This window comes from Massilia suwonensis, assembly GCF_042655665.1.
Lineage (GTDB): Bacteria > Pseudomonadota > Gammaproteobacteria > Burkholderiales > Burkholderiaceae_D > Telluria > Telluria suwonensis.
Map to the genome: position 1 here is coordinate 2,189,956 of NZ_JBHSMR010000013.1, position 14,751 is coordinate 2,204,706.

At 64.6% G+C, this 14,751-nt stretch carries 12 protein-coding genes; 4 read left to right on the forward strand and 8 right to left on the reverse strand.

All coding sequences use genetic code 11. The annotated features are described in order from the left end of the window. Positions 1-38: 38 nt before the first annotated feature. From ACFPQ5_RS17905 to ACFPQ5_RS17925, 5 genes are all read right to left on the reverse strand, one after another. Positions 39-1,664, reverse strand: a complete 1,626-nt coding sequence (locus ACFPQ5_RS17905; protein ID WP_379758749.1) for a glycosyltransferase family 4 protein — start codon at positions 1,662-1,664, stop codon at positions 39-41. A 1-nt stretch (position 1,665) separates the two neighbouring features. Further along, positions 1,666-2,394, reverse strand: coding sequence for a glycosyltransferase family 2 protein (locus ACFPQ5_RS17910; protein ID WP_379758752.1), 729 nt, complete (start codon positions 2,392-2,394; stop codon positions 1,666-1,668). A gap of 105 nt (positions 2,395-2,499) precedes the next feature. After that, entirely contained in the window at positions 2,500-4,341 is a 1,842-nt protein-coding gene (locus tag ACFPQ5_RS17915) for a GT99 family glycosyltransferase N-terminal domain-containing protein (RefSeq protein WP_379758755.1), read from the reverse strand. A gap of 30 nt (positions 4,342-4,371) precedes the next feature. Continuing rightward, a complete protein-coding gene (locus ACFPQ5_RS17920; protein ID WP_379758758.1) occupies positions 4,372-5,712 on the reverse strand; it encodes an ABC transporter ATP-binding protein in 1,341 nt (446 codons plus the stop codon). Then, positions 5,690-6,517, reverse strand: coding sequence for an ABC transporter permease (locus ACFPQ5_RS17925; protein WP_379758761.1), 828 nt, complete (start codon positions 6,515-6,517; stop codon positions 5,690-5,692). Before ACFPQ5_RS17925 ends, ACFPQ5_RS17920 begins: the two co-directional genes overlap by 23 nt. Positions 6,518-6,966: 449 nt before the next feature. Between ACFPQ5_RS17925 and ACFPQ5_RS17930 the strand changes: the two genes are divergently transcribed. From ACFPQ5_RS17930 to rfbA, 3 genes are all read left to right on the forward strand, one after another. Further along, on the forward strand, positions 6,967-8,637 hold the full coding sequence (locus ACFPQ5_RS17930) for a histidine kinase famiy protein (protein ID WP_379758764.1): 1,671 nt from the start codon (positions 6,967-6,969) through the stop codon (positions 8,635-8,637). Between the two features lie 69 nt (positions 8,638-8,706). Continuing rightward, positions 8,707-9,801 carry a dTDP-glucose 4,6-dehydratase gene (gene rfbB / locus ACFPQ5_RS17935; RefSeq protein WP_379758766.1) on the forward strand — a complete coding sequence of 365 codons (1,095 nt, stop codon included), beginning with the start codon at positions 8,707-8,709 and terminating at the stop codon, positions 9,799-9,801. Next, complete coding sequence (rfbA, locus tag ACFPQ5_RS17940; RefSeq protein ID WP_379758769.1) at positions 9,798-10,685, forward strand: glucose-1-phosphate thymidylyltransferase RfbA; 888 nt, start codon at positions 9,798-9,800, stop codon at positions 10,683-10,685. Before rfbB ends, rfbA begins: the two co-directional genes overlap by 4 nt. A 93-nt stretch (positions 10,686-10,778) precedes the next feature. Here rfbA and ACFPQ5_RS17945 read toward each other — a convergent pair whose 3' ends face one another. Continuing rightward, positions 10,779-12,278 (reverse strand): DEAD/DEAH box helicase, encoded by a 1,500-nt coding sequence (locus ACFPQ5_RS17945; protein ID WP_379758772.1) that lies wholly within the window; start codon positions 12,276-12,278, stop codon positions 10,779-10,781. Positions 12,279-12,684: 406 nt separating this feature from the next. Here ACFPQ5_RS17945 and ACFPQ5_RS17950 point away from each other — a divergent pair, with 406 nt between their 5' ends. Further along, entirely contained in the window at positions 12,685-13,278 is a 594-nt protein-coding gene (locus ACFPQ5_RS17950; RefSeq protein ID WP_379758775.1) for a hypothetical protein, read from the forward strand. Here the strand turns inward: ACFPQ5_RS17950 and ACFPQ5_RS17955 are convergent, their stop codons facing one another. Together ACFPQ5_RS17955 and ACFPQ5_RS17960 are read right to left on the reverse strand one after the other, a co-directional pair. Beyond that, the gene (locus ACFPQ5_RS17955) at positions 13,279-14,031 is read right to left on the reverse strand and encodes an anti-sigma factor family protein (protein ID WP_379758778.1); all 753 of its coding nucleotides are present in this window, start codon (positions 14,029-14,031) and stop codon (positions 13,279-13,281) included. 8 nt (positions 14,032-14,039) lie between these two features. Beyond that, the gene (locus tag ACFPQ5_RS17960; protein ID WP_379758781.1) at positions 14,040-14,660 is read right to left on the reverse strand and encodes an LON peptidase substrate-binding domain-containing protein; all 621 of its coding nucleotides are present in this window, start codon (positions 14,658-14,660) and stop codon (positions 14,040-14,042) included. Positions 14,661-14,751: the final 91 nt, after the last annotated feature.

Here is a 14,751-nt window from a genome sequence, read left to right on the forward strand (position 1 = left end):
CGGGGCGGCGGCGCACAGTCCAGGTGAGCGTCAAGCATTCATGCGCGCGCGACGGCGGCACAGCCCTCGGTTGCGTGTTCTTTCGCCACAAGCGCAACGTTCTCGCCGAGGTAACCGGGAACGCCCTGGATCGCAGCGGTGAACGCATCCGGCGAATGTCCGGCCTTGACCTGTTGCGCCAGAGCAATAACCCGCGCGTTGCGCAGATCCCGTTCATCGGCCAGCCGCTTGATTTGCTCGACATAGGCGGCCACATTTTCGGGATCGGCAACCAGGGTATTGGATGGAATGAATTCAACGATGCCGCCAACCGCAGGCGCTACGATCGGCAACCCGGCCCTGGCCGCTTCCAGCAGAATATTCGGCATACCATCCCACTGCGTCGTGTAGACCAGCGCCAGGTGATCAGGACGCACGATGGCATAGAAATCGTTGAAGGCGCCGCGCAGGCGCACATTTGGCGCGTTGCGCAGACCGGCCATCGCCGGGCTCTCCTGGTCCATGACCGCTTGGCCATACACGTCGAAGGTCCACTCCGGCATCGCCCGTGCGATCGCCAGCAGAACGTCCGGGCGCTTCTGGCGGTCCAGGCGGCCGGCCCATAGCAGGGTACGGGCTGCCGGATGGGCGGGCAGCAAAGGCTGCGCCGGTTCGCGTACCGGGAACGGCACGACATGGAACAACGAAGGAGAAATCCCCATCGAGCGCGCCCACTCTGCGCCGACCACGCCGTTATCCGAAATCACGCCATCGAGCGCCTCGTAGCAATCCATCAGGAAAGTCTGCGCATAGCCCATCAAGTGGCCGCCTTCGGATACGTCGTCGCAATACAGCGACGCGTAGATTTTGGTGGTGTGACGCAAGGCTTTCGTGTGCATGGCCACCATTTGCCAGCCGAGGTAGGAATTCATCAGGTGAATCGTCTGGGGCGCCAGCTGCAGCATCAGACGCACCATCACCAGGCGGCGCTCGTCGGCCGACAGCGGTCCCATTTCAGTGCCAGCGTCCAGGAACTGCACGCCTTCAGGGAGGCGACTGGCCCAGGGCGAATCGGCGGCTTCGGTACCGATCACAAGCACTTTCTTGCCGAACGTCCCATGCAGCGCCGTGGCGAAGTGGATGGCGCCCAGGTCGGCGCCTCCCTGCTTCAGCCAAGGCACCAGGATGACCACATCAATCTTGCCGGTCACCTGCCGCCGCAAACGCGAATAGACAATGCCCGGATAGTGGTGCTGGAGCGGCATTGCGTAATACTGAAGGTGCGGGGTAATCGGGCCGTCCGCGTGGAAGCCAGGGTCGAGCGTGGCGGCGATTTCCTCGATTTCGCTGGCAGCCCACGACGGCAACGCCGGCGGCACCCAGACACCAGCATTTTCCAGTTCGATCCGTTCTTCGGCACTCATGCCCGTCGTGGAACGCACGCCGCTGAGCGGCTGCGGAACCTGGCCGTTGACGCTGCCATTCGAATTTCGCCGTTCGAGGCGGTGCGCCAGGGCCTGTGAGAGGTAGAGTTCGGTCGTCGCGCAAGAGATGCGGCTTGGAAAAGCGAACTTCGCAATACGGAATGCCGTGCTCTTGACGGTACGCTCGAGTGCAACAGGACCGCGGCGCAGGACGACGCGATCGATCAAACGATAAAGGCGGGTGACGTGTCGATACATCATGTTAAACCTGGTCAAAGAAAGCGGAAGGCCGGATCACAGCGCCTGTGCGCTGGTGAGCGACGTTGAGCGAGCCGTTCGATTTGCGTCGTTCGAAGCGAATGGTCTCGGGTGCCGTGCGGTGCACATAGCCGGCAGCGATCGTATCGCAGTTCCACAGCCAGTCTTCGTAACCAAAGCCCGACTCGCCTGGGCGCGAGACCTGGTAAGGCCACTCGAGATAGACCGAGCGCTTAGCAAACGCACATGCGTTCCACAGGTTCATGGTCAACAGGCATTCAGGCGTGTAGTACTTGCCTGCCTGGTCGGGCTGCCACCAGTAGGCATTGAGCTCGCCGAACGCCACCATCAGTTCAGGGTGATAGATCGTCTTCGACCCGTTTTCCTCAATGCCGCGCACACAGCGCTCGATCCAGTTCTTCGAAAAATAATCGTCGCCGTCGAAAGTGCCGACATATTCGCCGCGCGCTTTCTCGATTGCGAAATTACGCGATAGCGACAGGTCGCGGAAGTTGATCTCGTGGACCTGGTCGTCACTGCGCAGCGATGGATGCGACATGACAACGCGGCGGGTTTCCGCAGTGGCATTGTCTAGCGTGATGACGAATTCGGTACGCAAGCCACGCGCTTCGGCATACTCGCGGCAGCGCTGGATCGACAGCAAGGTACGGTGGGCAAGAATGCCCTCGCCGTGCATCGTGATGACGGCACTGACGACTGGATCGGTATTCATGTTTTTGGTTTTTCTCTCGACTCGCTCGCCAGCGTGCCGGGTTCTCTGGCGGAACCACTAACCTGCTGGCTGTTGTTGGACAGTTTAGTTGATTGTTTCTGTTTCTTACCTGATGGTCTGGCCCGCCGCCCCCCCCGCGTCCTGGCCGCGCGCTTCGATGCGCTCGCGTTGGGTGCGGTGTAGTTCGTCGAGCAAGGCGCTGCTCTGTGCTTCGGCCGTGGCATGGCGCGCGTGCGCCTGGCCCAAGTGTGTTTCGAATGCCTCGAAACGGCTGCGCATCTCGGCCAGGGCCGATTCGATCTCGCCTTGCCGGACCGTCAATTCACGGTAATACGCCTGGCTTTCGCCGACCCGGGCTTCGAGTTCGCCGTGGCGGGCAGCCAGGGCCTGGCCGGCCTGTACAAACCGGGCTTCGAGTTCAGTGTGGCGGGCGTTCAGGGCCGTGCCAGCCTGCACATACTCTTCTCGCAGGCGCTCGATTTCGGCATGCTTTGCCAAAGCGAAACGCAGAGTATCACGCTCGATCCGCAAAGATTCCATTTCTTGTTCGATACGTTCAGTATTTGTCTGGAACCAGCAACGTTCCTCCCAATTTTTGTCTCTTTCGGCAACAGCAGCAGCAAGTTGCGCTTCGAGCTCCGCCAGGTGTTTCTGCTCGCCGTCGACCTTGCGCGACAGAGAACGGGTGGCAGACCACAGGGCCGGATTGCGATGGGGAATGGCTGGATTGCGCACTGGCGTGGCCATTGCCGGCGCCGGCGCCGGCAGCTCGGGCATGGGGGCATCGGCTTGCACCGCGTTGCGCCTGAATACTCCCAGGTGACGCGTAAAACAATCGCGCACGGTCGCGCCTGCAAGGCGCCAACGGTAGTAATCGGGGTCGAACAGGAAAGTGCCAGGCACCAGGTAGGCCAGCAGCAAGGCGTTCAGCAAGAGAGCCGGATCGGCACCCGCCGCCGCGGCCTGCGACGGGGGCAGCGGCGACGACAGCACCGAAAACGGCGTATCGCCGAGCGCCGTGAAGGGAACGCCCCACAGCGCGGCCTCGGCCGCGACGCTCGAGTTGATCGTCACCAGGTGATCGATGCGCTGCAGGAAGGCCACCGAGGTCGCCGAGGCGTCGCGCTCGCCGAGACCGCCGCGGTATCCGAGGCGCGCACCCGGATGCGAGCGGACCAGCACCTGTTCGGGTGCGAAATTGCGTTGCGCCTGGTACAGCAGGCGGATGGCATCGTAGCCGCGGCCGTACACCAGAGTATTCGAATCGTCCTCTACCTGCAGCGCCACGCCGAGCGGGTAGCGTTGCTGCTTGGGGCCGGTTTCTTCGTGCGCCGGCAGTCCGGTTCCGCAAAACAGGAGCTTGCACAAGTCTGCGTGCGCCAGGACTTCCACGCCGTCGAGCTCGGCTGCGAGCGCGGCATGGTCGGTCCAGGCGACGGCCGGGGTCGTGTTTCCGTTCACGCCCTGGAAGTCGAAATACACGGTGTCCTGGTATGCGTGCCCACGAAACGGTCCGAGTTCGTTGTGGATGACGGGCTTGCCGAGCCGCGCGGCAAAGGCGGACAGGCTCGGGCAATTCGACCAGGTCAGGAAGGCTTCGATTGCATCGGACGCCACTGTCAGTTCGTCCAGCGCGGCCGCGATCGCGTCCACCAGCGGCGCGTGCTCGGCCGTCAGCAAGTCCTTGAATGCATCCAGGTGATTGCGTTCGTCGTCGTACAGCGCGGCGACGGCGGCGAAAGGTAGCGACGCCTTGGCGTAGGCGCGATAGCGTTCCCGGCTGACGCAGGTGAAGCGGATCGTTCCGAGCGCCAGCTCTTCGCCGAACGGAATGTGCTCCTCGTCGAAATAGGCATCGTCGCCGAGGAAGCAGATTTCGCCCGGTGCGAACCGGCTCATCTGCAACAGCATAATCAGGTGAAACAATGGACCGGCGCCGCGGTCCACGTGGGGCATGAGGAAGGATACGAACATGGCTCAGTCCAGCGTGTACAAATTCAGCTCGGTCGCCGGATGGATCACGCGGCCGCCGTAATCGCCCCAGCTGAGCGGATTACCCATGATTTCCAGCACCGCCATCGAGAAGCAGCGGTCGTAGAAATACGGGCTGTCGGGTGTCGGCTTGATGCCGCCATGCAGGGAGTAATAGCCGCGCGACAACGGCAGGTGGGCCACGATTTCCCAGACAAAACGTTGTCCCGCCTGCATCGCCGGCAGGTAGCGGTTATGGAAATTCGAATTCAGTCCGATCAGGTCGACGCCGTTGGCGTCGCGGATCAGGATGCCGGGGCAGGCGCCGGCGGGAATATCCTGCGTGGCCAGCATTTCGACACGCAGCTTGACCTCGCCGCACTGCTCGATGGCGTGCACGGCCTTGTCCTGGTGGTCACGGATCTCGATGCCGGTGAACACCAGTTCGCCGCCGCCGGAGCGCTGGCTCAGGCGCTGCTCGAAGCCCGGATCGTTGATGCGTTCGGTACGCCCGGCCGCGCGCACGACGGACTCGCCTTCGGTCGCCCCGGCCATGGCGGCAAAGGCCACGGCTTCGTCGCGCGCCTGGGCCGAGATCGTGGTCAGGGAGTTCTGGTACAGGTCGCATACTTCGTCGGCCGGACCGTCGGCCACGACTTGGCCACCCTGCAGGAAAATGGCGCGGTCACACAGGCTTTTCACGGAGTTCAGCCCATGCGAGACGAACAGCAGGGTGACGCCGCGGCTGAGGATCTCGCGGATCTTGGTGATGCATTTTTGCTGGAAAAAGACGTCGCCCACGCTGAGCGCTTCGTCGACGATCAGGATGTCCGGGTCGACGTGGACTTGCAGCGAGAACGCCAGGCGCACCAGCATACCGCTGGAGTAGCTCTTGGTCGGACGGTCGATGAAGTCGCCGATGTCGGCGAATTGTTCGATCAGCTCGTATTTTGCCTCGATCTCGTCGCGCGTCATGCCGAGCGCGGCGGCGCTCAGGCGCACGTTCTCGCGACCGGTGAATTCGGGATTGAAACCGGCGCCCAGCTCCAGCAGCGCGGACACCCGGCCGCGCACGTGGACACTGCCGCTGCTCGGCTGCAGCGTCCCGGTCAGGATCTGCAGCAGCGTGCTCTTGCCTGCGCCGTTCTTGCCGATCAGGCCGACGGCCTCGCCGCGCCGGATCTCGAAGGAAATGTCGCGCAAGGCGACATGACCGTCCTTCGAGACATTCTTGCGGCGCGGTCCGAACAGGCCCCACCGGTGGCCATGCGTGAAGTCGTACTGCTTGCGCAGGTTCGATACCGAGATGATCGGCGGGTTGGCATCAGACTGCATCGGCGAATCCATCACGGTTCCTGACAAAAGACACCAGGCCGAGCCAGGCGAACAATAGACCGACCACCCAGCCGGCGGCGAGGATGCCGAAATCCGGGGCGCTCCCGTAGATCATGACTTGGCGCGCTTGCTCCAGCACATAGGCCAGCGGATTGAAATCGAAGAGGAAACGCAGGTGCTCGGGAATCGCGGTAACCGGGAAAAACAGCGGCGACAGCAGCATCAGCATCAGCATCAGCATCGGGATCAGGTGTTCGATATCCGGATGAAAGACGCCGGCGGCGGCCAGGAACCAGCAGCATCCGAGCGCGAACATGGCGAATGGAATGACGATCAGGGGCAGCCAGGCCAGCGAGAACGGGACATAACCGCGAATGGCGACGCTGAACACCACCCAGATCAGCAAGCTGACAAAACCGTTGATCAGCGCCGAAAGCAAGGTCGACCACGAGAGCACCTCGAGCGGAAAGACCATTTTCTGCACATAGGGTTTGTTATGCACGATCAGGCCGGGCGCGACTGAAACAACGGCCGAAAAGAAATTAAAGAAAATCAGGCCGGCAAACATAATCAGGGCAAATTCGGCACTGCTGCCGGTCCCTGTACTGCCCCAGCGCGATTTCAGGATGACGCCGAACACCAGCGTGTAACCGGCCAGCAGTAGCAGCGGCTGCAGGACGAGCCATAACAGGCCGCCGCGCGAGCGCTTGAATTTGAAAGTCAGTTCGCGCTCGACGAGCTGACGGATAAGAAAGCGGTGTACCCACAGCAAGCGCAAGGGATCCAGGGGCTTGGGAATTGTTTGACTCAATTGCATTGCATTTGCACAGTTGGAGAATACGCGACGGCGATGGCGACACAGGCCTCGACTTTGATTTGCAGCCATCGACCGCGGCAAGCGTTTCGATCGCTGAAAAGAGAGATGCAAACGCTCTACAGCAGCATGGCAACCGAGCAATTATACAAGGTAATCGCAACACTCCCGTCGTATTTAGGTAGCAGATTGTAACGTAAAGCTTTCATTCCTTGCATCATCACGAGCCGCCGATCTCCGGTGCAAAGCATCGCTCCTACCCGACAGTGATCTTCAGCGGAGCGGGCTTACCGGGCTTGCGCGCCCTCAAACGTGTGCCGCACCGGGCACGGGTTGCGTTCGCGCTTGCGTGAACCGACGCACAGTCGGGCGCCTGCCCGCCACAGTAGTATGGACACCGGTACTGGCCTGTTACAGCCAGTGCAAGCTCACACTCGCGGAAAAAGGCCCCCATGGCAACCGGCTCCACCCCCGAAGAAAACGCAGGCAAACCGCTCGACATCCAGGGTGACGGGCAAAGCGTCGGCGTGCCCGCTTCGGGCGAAGTCGAGGGCAGCGCCTTCAATCCGCTCGGCAATCCGGGCGAAAAACACTGGCAGGCGGGCTATATCCAGGAGCCAGGGCTGGAAGACCGCGGCAATATTTTCTTCGCCGCCGTCGAAATGACGCGCATGCCCATGATCGTCACCGACCCGCGCCAGCCTGACGATCCGATCGTTTTCGCCAACCGCGCCTTCCTCGACCTCACGCTGTACGACGAACAGGACATCGTCGGGCGCAATTGCCGCCTGCTGCAGGGACCGGAAACCAACCGCGACACCGTCGCCGAAGTGCGCAACGCCCTGGCCGAGCGGCGCGCCGTGGCCGTCGACATTCTGAACTACAAGGCCGACGGCACGCCCTTCTGGAACGCGCTGTACATCGGCCCGATCTTCGACCGCGACGGCGAGCTGCTGTACTTCTTCGCTTCGCAGATGGACATCACGCAGCGCCGCGCCAGCGAGCAATCCTCGATGCAGGCGCAAAAGATGGAGGCGATCGGCCAGCTGACCGCCGGCATGGCGCATGACTTCAACAACCTGCTGCAAGTCATCAACGGCAACCTCGAGCTGGCCCTGCTGGCCCTGAACAATACCGGCGCCGCCGCCGATCCGATCCGCCGTGCCCAGCGCGCGGCAATGAAAGCCGGCAAGCTGACCCAGCAGCTGCTGACTTTCGCGCGCAAGCAGCGGCTGGAGCCGAAACGGGTCAACCTGAACGCCCTGCTGGTCGAATTCTCGGAGCTGCTGGTGCGCACCCTGGGCGACCGGGTGGAGATGCAGCTCGACCTGAAACCGGGCCTGCCCTCCTGCAAGCTCGACCCGACGCATTTCGAGATGGCCTTGCTGAACGTGCTGATCAACGCGCGCGACGCCATGCCGGAGGGCGGCCGGGTGCGCGTCAGCACCACCGTCGAGGCGGGCGGCGCGGAAGGCGGGGCCGGCCAGGTGGCCGTCTGCATCAGCGACGAAGGCGAAGGCATGGCGCCGGACGTGATGCGCCGGGCCACCGAGCCCTTCTTCACGACCAAGGGACCGGGCACCGGCCTCGGCCTGGCGATGGTGCACGGCTTCGTGCAGCAGTCGCGCGGCCGGCTCGAGATCGACAGCACGCCCGGGCAAGGCACGACGGTGCGCATGGTGTTTCCGGTCGACGGTGCGCGCTACGCGTCGGCACCCGGGGAGGACGCGCCTGACGCCGCCGCGCAGGAGAGCGCGAAGGCGCGCATCCTGGTGGTCGAGGACAATGAAGACGTGCGCGAACTGGCGGAAACGATGCTGGAATCGGCCGGCTACGCCGTGGTGTCGGCGCCCAGCGGCGAACAGGCCCTGAACGTGCTCGACGAAGGCGCCGAGATCGACCTGGTGTTTACGGATGTGATGATGCCGGGCGGGATGAACGGCTTGCAGCTGGCGGACCACGTGCGCCGGCGGCGTCCCGGCACGCCGATCCTCGTCACCACCGGCTACATGGACGAGTTGCCGGCCGCGCGCGGGCAGCGCCTCGACATTCTCGGCAAACCCTACCGCCAGGAAGATTTATTGGCGCGGGTGCGTGCCATCCTGCCGGCTTCGAACGGCTGAATTCTCATCCGCAGGCTGGAGCACGCCAATGCCGTATCATGGGCATTTGGCCACTACGACCCCATTTCCATGATTCTCGTTACAGGCGGCGCCGGCTTCATCGGATCCAACTTCGTCCTCGGCTGGCTGGCCCAGTCCGACGAGCCGGTAATCAATCTCGACAAACTCACCTATGCCGGCAACCTCGGCAACCTGCAGCCGCTGGCAGGCGACCCGCGCCACATCTTCATCAAGGGCGACATCTGCGACGAAGCGCTCGTCGCCGGCCTGCTGGAACGCTACCAGCCGCGCGCAATCCTGAACTTCGCAGCCGAGAGCCATGTCGACCGCTCGATCCACGGTCCTCGCGACTTCGTCACCACCAACGTCAACGGCAGCTTTGCGCTACTGGAAGCGGCACGCGCCTACTGGCAGGGGATGGGCAAGGAAGACAAGGCCGCCTTCCGCTTCCTGCACGTCTCGACCGACGAGGTCTACGGCACGTTGGGACCGGGCGACGCGCCCTTCACCGAAACCACGGCCTACGCCCCCAACAGCCCGTACTCGGCCTCGAAGGCAGCGTCCGACCACCTGGTGCGCGCCTACCACCACACCTATGGCCTGCCGGTGCTGACCACCAACTGCTCGAACAACTACGGCCCCTACCAATTTCCCGAGAAGCTGATCCCCTTGATCATCGCCAACGCGCGCCAGGGCAAGCCGCTGCCGATCTACGGCGATGGCCAGCAGGTACGCGACTGGCTGTATGTGAGCGACCACTGCGCGGCGATCCGGCGCGTGCTGGAAGCTGGCCGCTGCGGCGAAACCTACAACGTCGGCGGCTGGAACGAGATGGCCAACCTCGACGTCGTGCGTACCCTGTGCGGCATGCTCGACGAACTGGCGCCGAAGGCGGCAGGGAGCTATGCCGGGCAGATCGTGCATGTGCAGGACCGCCCCGGGCATGACCGGCGCTACGCCATCGACGCGCGCAAGATCGAGCGCGAACTCGGCTGGAAACCGCTGGAAACCTTCGAGACCGGCATCCGCAAGACCGTCGAGTGGTACCTGGAACACGACGACTGGGTACGCAATGTGCAGTCAGGCGATTACCTGCGCTGGCTGGACACCAATTACGCGAACCGTGACGCGGGCCACGGCGCCGAAACCAGGACCAGCGCATGAGTACCCAACGCAAAGGCATCATCCTGGCCGGCGGCTCCGGCACCCGCCTGCATCCGATCACGACCACGGTCTCGAAGCAGTTGCTGCCGGTCTATGACAAGCCGATGATTTATTACCCCTTGTGCACGCTGATGCTGGCTGGCCTGCGCGAGATCCTGATCATCACGACGCCTCACGACCTGCCGCACTTCCAGGAGCTGCTGGGCGACGGCAGTCAATGGGGTATCAAGCTCAGCTATGTGGTGCAGCCCTCTCCCGACGGGCTGGCCCAGGCATTCATACTGGGCCGCGATTTCCTCGGCGATTCGCCTTCGACGCTGATCCTTGGCGATAACATTTTCTACGGCACCGACCTCGTGCCCAGACTGCGCGCGGCGAGCGAGCGCAGCAGTGGCGCGACGGTCTTCGCTTACCACGTCAACGATCCGGAGCGCTACGGGGTCGTCGAGTTCGACAAGGAGCGGCGCGCCGTCAGCGTCGAGGAAAAGCCGCGCCAGCCGAAGTCGAACTACGCGATCACCGGCCTGTACTTCTACGACAACACCGTCTGCGACATCGCCGAGCGCATCCGACCTTCCGAACGAGGCGAGCTGGAAATCACGGAAATCAACCGCGTCTACCTGGAGCGGCAGGCGCTGAATGTGGAAGTGATGGGACGCGGCACGGCCTGGCTCGACACCGGCACCCACGATTCGCTGCTCGACGCCGGACAGTTCATCGCCATCATCGAAAAGCGCCAGGGCTTGAAGATTTCCTGCCCTGAAGAGATTGCCTATCGCAATGGCTATATCGACGGTGCCCAACTGCGCCGCCTGGCAGCACCGCTGGCCAAAAGCGGGTATGGGCAATACCTGTTGAAGATCGATCAGGAACGTTCCGATTAGGCACCTGCGCGCTTCGCCCGCGCTACCCTCTTCCAGGCGAAAAAAAACCTGCGGGCCCTCGGGCGCGCAGGTCTTTGGCGCAAGCGCGTGCGCTTACTGCGCCTGCTTCGGCAAGCCGCCCAGCAAGGCCGCGATCTTCTGCTTCGGCTTGGCCGGTGCCGCGCCTGTGCCCGGATTGCTGTCCTGGCGCGGGGCGCTGTTGCTCGGCTCGTAGGGCTTGAGGAACCAGGGATCGACCTTCTCGCGGCGCGGCAGGGCGCCGGCGCCGTAGCTGCGCGGACCACGTTCGCTGCGCTCATTGCGCTCGCCATCGCTGCGGCGCGGGCCGCGCTCGCTGCGCTCTCCGCGTTCGCCACGCTCACTACGCGGGCCACGTTCGCCGCGTTCCGCATCGCGGCCGCGGCCGCGCACCACGAAGCCGTTCAGCTCGCCGCGCGTGATGCTCTGCTTGATCAGCTTTTCGATGTCGGCCAGCAGGCGCTCGTCCTTGTCCGAATACACGGACAAGGCGTCGCCCGAGGCGCCGGCGCGGCCCGTGCGGCCGATGCGGTGCACGTAATCCTCGGCGTTGTAGGGCAAATCGAAATTGATCACGCACGGCAGGTCGGAAATGTCGAGGCCGCGGGCGGCGACGTCGGTCGCGACCAGCACTTCGATGTCGCCGCGTTTGAAGGCGTCGAGCGCGGCCATGCGTTCCTGCTGGGTCTTATCTCCGTGAATCGCCGAGGCCTTGATGCCGGTCTGCTCCAGGTGGCGCGACAGGCGCGACGCGCCGATCTTGGTGTTCGAGAACACGATCACCTGCTTCAGCTCGCGCTGGCGGATCAGGAATTCGACGACGTCGCGCTTCTGCTCGTCCTCGACCTTGTAGACGATCTGGGTGACCTTGTCGGCGGTGGCATTGCTGCGCGCGACTTCGATCAGCACCGGCTGCTGCAGGAAGCTGTTGGCCAGCTTCTTGATTTCCGGCGAGAAGGTGGCCGAGAACATCAGGTTCTGGCGCTTCTTCGGCAGCAGGTTGATGATGCGCTGCAGGTCGGGCAGGAAGCCCATGTCGAGCATGCGGTCGGCTTCGTCCATCACCAGCATCTGCACCTGCGCCAGGCTGACGTTCTTCTGCTCGATGTGGTCGAGCAGGCGGCCAGGGGTGGCGATGACGATCTCGACGCCGCCCTTCAGGATCGTGGTCTGGCCCTTCATGTCCATGCCGCCGAAGACGACGGTCGAACGCAGCGGGGTGTGCTGGGCGTAGGCCTTGACGTTGTCGGCCACCTGCACCGCCAGCTCGCGCGTCGGCGTCAGCACCAGGGCCCGTACCGGATGGCGCGCAGGCGACATGCTGCTGTTGGCGTGGGCCAGCAGCAGCTGGATGATCGGCAGCGAGAAGCCGGCGGTTTTACCGGTACCGGTCTGGGCGGCGCCCATGACGTCGCGGCCCTGCAGCACCACGGGAATCGCCTGGGCCTGGATCGGGGTGGGATGGACGTAGCCCTGGTCGGACAGGGCGCGCAGGATTTCCGGCGCCAGGCCGAAATCGGCAAAGGTCACGCTCGGTTCGACAGCCGCGGCTGCGGTATTCGATGTTTCAGACATTATTCTTTCCGATGAAGGAAGGCTCGACCTGCTCGATGCGGGTGCGCGCGTTTCCTTGGCTCTTAATTGGGTCTACGGGTAAGCACCCACGCGGGCCCAGCAGGCGTGGCCGGCACTGACAACTCCTGGAGGGGCGGGCGAGCCGCCGGCTGGGAACACGGCCCGAGGGCCGGCTTGGTGGGCACGTCGCGTCGGCAAAAACCGGGCGCGCGGACGTAGAGACACACTATATCGCCCACAAGGTTACCTGAAATCCACGGCAGTGTATATGGAATCGTGCGCGACCCCGGCCGCGGGCTTGCCGTTTTGGCATGGCCGGCTTTACCCGGCTTTACATCCCCTGCCCTGCTTTTGCCGCCCCGCGCTGCTGTTAACCGGGACACGACTCATTGCAAAGGACAACACCATGGTTTCATCGATCGGCAGTAACAACCTGGCGCAATCGCTGCCGGCGCGGGTGGAAAGCCGCACGGCCCAGGCGACTGCGCCCGGCGCGGTGGCTGCGGCAAGCATCACGCCGGCGGACGACGGGGACACCGGCACGGCAAGCATGCCGAGCGCGCAATCGGCGGCGACGGCGCGCGTGGGCGGGCAGCTCGATGCCCAGTTCGATGCGGCGCGCGTGCAGCGGGCGCAGGAAGAGATGGCGCTGCCGGAAGGCGTGCCGCCAGGTCCGCCACCGGGCGAGGAGGCGGCCAGCGACGAGGTGCAGGGAACGGACTCGGCCGCAGCCGATACCGTGGCCGCCGCCGCGGCAAAGCCCGCCGGCGGCGCACCCGCAGGCGGCGCATCGGGCAGCAGCGCCGAGGAATCGACCGACTACATCGCGGCAGCCGACACCAACAATGATCGCAAGGTCAGCGAGGAAGAACGCATCGCCTACGAGAAGAAGCAGGCGAGCGAAGCGCAAGGCACTACGGCGCAGGCGCGCGCCCAGGAAGTGCAGCAGGCTTATTTGCCGCAGGACAGCGCCGGCTCGCAACTCGACATCGAAGCCTGATCAGCCTTCCCTGCGCCAGCCGCGTGCCTGGGCGGCACGTTCGGCCGCCGGCCCCAGCGGGGTGCCGGCGATGCGGCTGTCGATCGCATCGAGCACGGCCGGCGGCAAGCCGTTGCCATCCATCCAGGCCGCCCCGGCCGCCCCTTGCGCCAGTACCGGGATCTTCCACTGGCCGCTGTCGCGGCAGGCCAGGCCGGCCGTCGTGTCCATCACGAAGCTGCGGCAATATCTGCCGTCCTTGGCCAGGAAACTGATGCCGATGCGCACCCGCCCCGATGGCCCGGGACTGGCCAGCTGGGCGCTCAGGGCCGAGGCCAGGTGGCCTTGCGCCACCAGCGCGCCGTCGGCGCCGCTGAGGGAGGCCAGTTCCGCTTCGCCCTGCCAGGCTTGCCAGCCAAGGACGCCGGCCAGTACCCCGGCGGCCAGCGCGGCGGCCAGCGCGCCCCAGTGGCGCAGCGTCCAGGCCGGCGTCGAGGACGGCGGCGCGGCCGGCGGCGGAACGCAGCGCGCCGCGCGCACCGTGTCGAGATGCACGACCTTGGCGCCGGAAGCCGGACCGGGGCTGTGCGCATGCCCGTTGCCCTCGCGTCCGCCCGCGACCACGCCGTAGACGCGGCTGCGCCGGGCGCGGTGCTGGGCCACGCGCGCGGCAATGGCGGGGTCGGCGCGCAAGGCGCGTTCGACGGCGGCGCGGGCCGGCTCGGCCAGTTCGCCGTTGACGAATGCAATCAGGAGTTCGTCGGAGAATTTCATGGCAGCCGCTAGGAAGTGATCAAGCCATGTTCGTCCAGCACGTCGTGCAGCAGCTCGAGGCGGATCACCGGATTGTCGAGCATGAGCATGTTGTGCTTCTGGGTATTCGGCAGGGGCAGCAGCTCGCACCAGCGGTTCGCGACCCAGCCGCAGTCCTCGAGCCGGAACGGCGGCTGCACCGGCCAGCGCTCCTGCGGCACGTCGTGCAGGGAGGCGAGCACGCGGTCGAGCGCGTCGGAGGCGCCCTGCAGCTCGGCCGGGATGCGCACCGCGTGGTCGTCCTCGACCAGTTCGACCTCGGCCATCCACAAACCGTTCAATCTCTGCTGCGAGGATTTCACTTCGAAGCGCGCGCCGCCGCGGCAGACCACCTGCAACAGGCCCGGCGTGGTCGCCGTGGTGTCGCAAACGGTGGCCAGGGTGCCGCCTTCGACGAAGCGCTCGGGCGTGCCGCTGTGCGCGCGTACTTCATGGCCCTGGGTCAGCAGAACGACGCCGAAGGGCGTGTCGTCGGTAAGGCAACGACTGACCATCTCGAGGTAGCGCGCCTCGAACACCTGCAGCGGCAGCACCCCGTCCGGGAACAGCACCGTGCTCAGTGGGAACAATGGAAGGGAAATCGTGGCCATGCCCCATCATGACAGAATCGCCGGGCAGACCGCAGCACGATTGCGGATGCCCGGCGCGGCCGCGCAGGGGCGGCTTAAGCGCGTTTTGACA

Excerpts from the sequence above, each read along its gene's own strand:
- ACFPQ5_RS17905 (WP_379758749.1), bottom strand. The coding sequence starts at position 1,664 with ATGATGTATCGACACGTCACCCGCCTTTATCGTTTGATCGATCGCGTC.
- ACFPQ5_RS17910 (WP_379758752.1), bottom strand. The coding sequence starts at position 2,394 with ATGAATACCGATCCAGTCGTCAGTGCCGTCATCACGATGCACGGCGAG.
- ACFPQ5_RS17920 (WP_379758758.1), bottom strand. The coding sequence starts at position 5,712 with ATGGATTCGCCGATGCAGTCTGATGCCAACCCGCCGATCATCTCGGTA.
- ACFPQ5_RS17925 (WP_379758761.1), bottom strand. The coding sequence starts at position 6,517 with ATGCAATTGAGTCAAACAATTCCCAAGCCCCTGGATCCCTTGCGCTTG.
- ACFPQ5_RS17930 (WP_379758764.1), top strand. The coding sequence starts at position 6,967 with ATGGCAACCGGCTCCACCCCCGAAGAAAACGCAGGCAAACCGCTCGAC.
- rfbB (WP_379758766.1), top strand. The coding sequence starts at position 8,707 with ATGATTCTCGTTACAGGCGGCGCCGGCTTCATCGGATCCAACTTCGTC.
- rfbA (WP_379758769.1), top strand. The coding sequence starts at position 9,798 with ATGAGTACCCAACGCAAAGGCATCATCCTGGCCGGCGGCTCCGGCACC.
- ACFPQ5_RS17945 (WP_379758772.1), bottom strand. The coding sequence starts at position 12,278 with ATGTCTGAAACATCGAATACCGCAGCCGCGGCTGTCGAACCGAGCGTG.
- ACFPQ5_RS17950 (WP_379758775.1), top strand. The coding sequence starts at position 12,685 with ATGGTTTCATCGATCGGCAGTAACAACCTGGCGCAATCGCTGCCGGCG.
- ACFPQ5_RS17955 (WP_379758778.1), bottom strand. The coding sequence starts at position 14,031 with ATGAAATTCTCCGACGAACTCCTGATTGCATTCGTCAACGGCGAACTG.
- ACFPQ5_RS17960 (WP_379758781.1), bottom strand. The coding sequence starts at position 14,660 with ATGGCCACGATTTCCCTTCCATTGTTCCCACTGAGCACGGTGCTGTTC.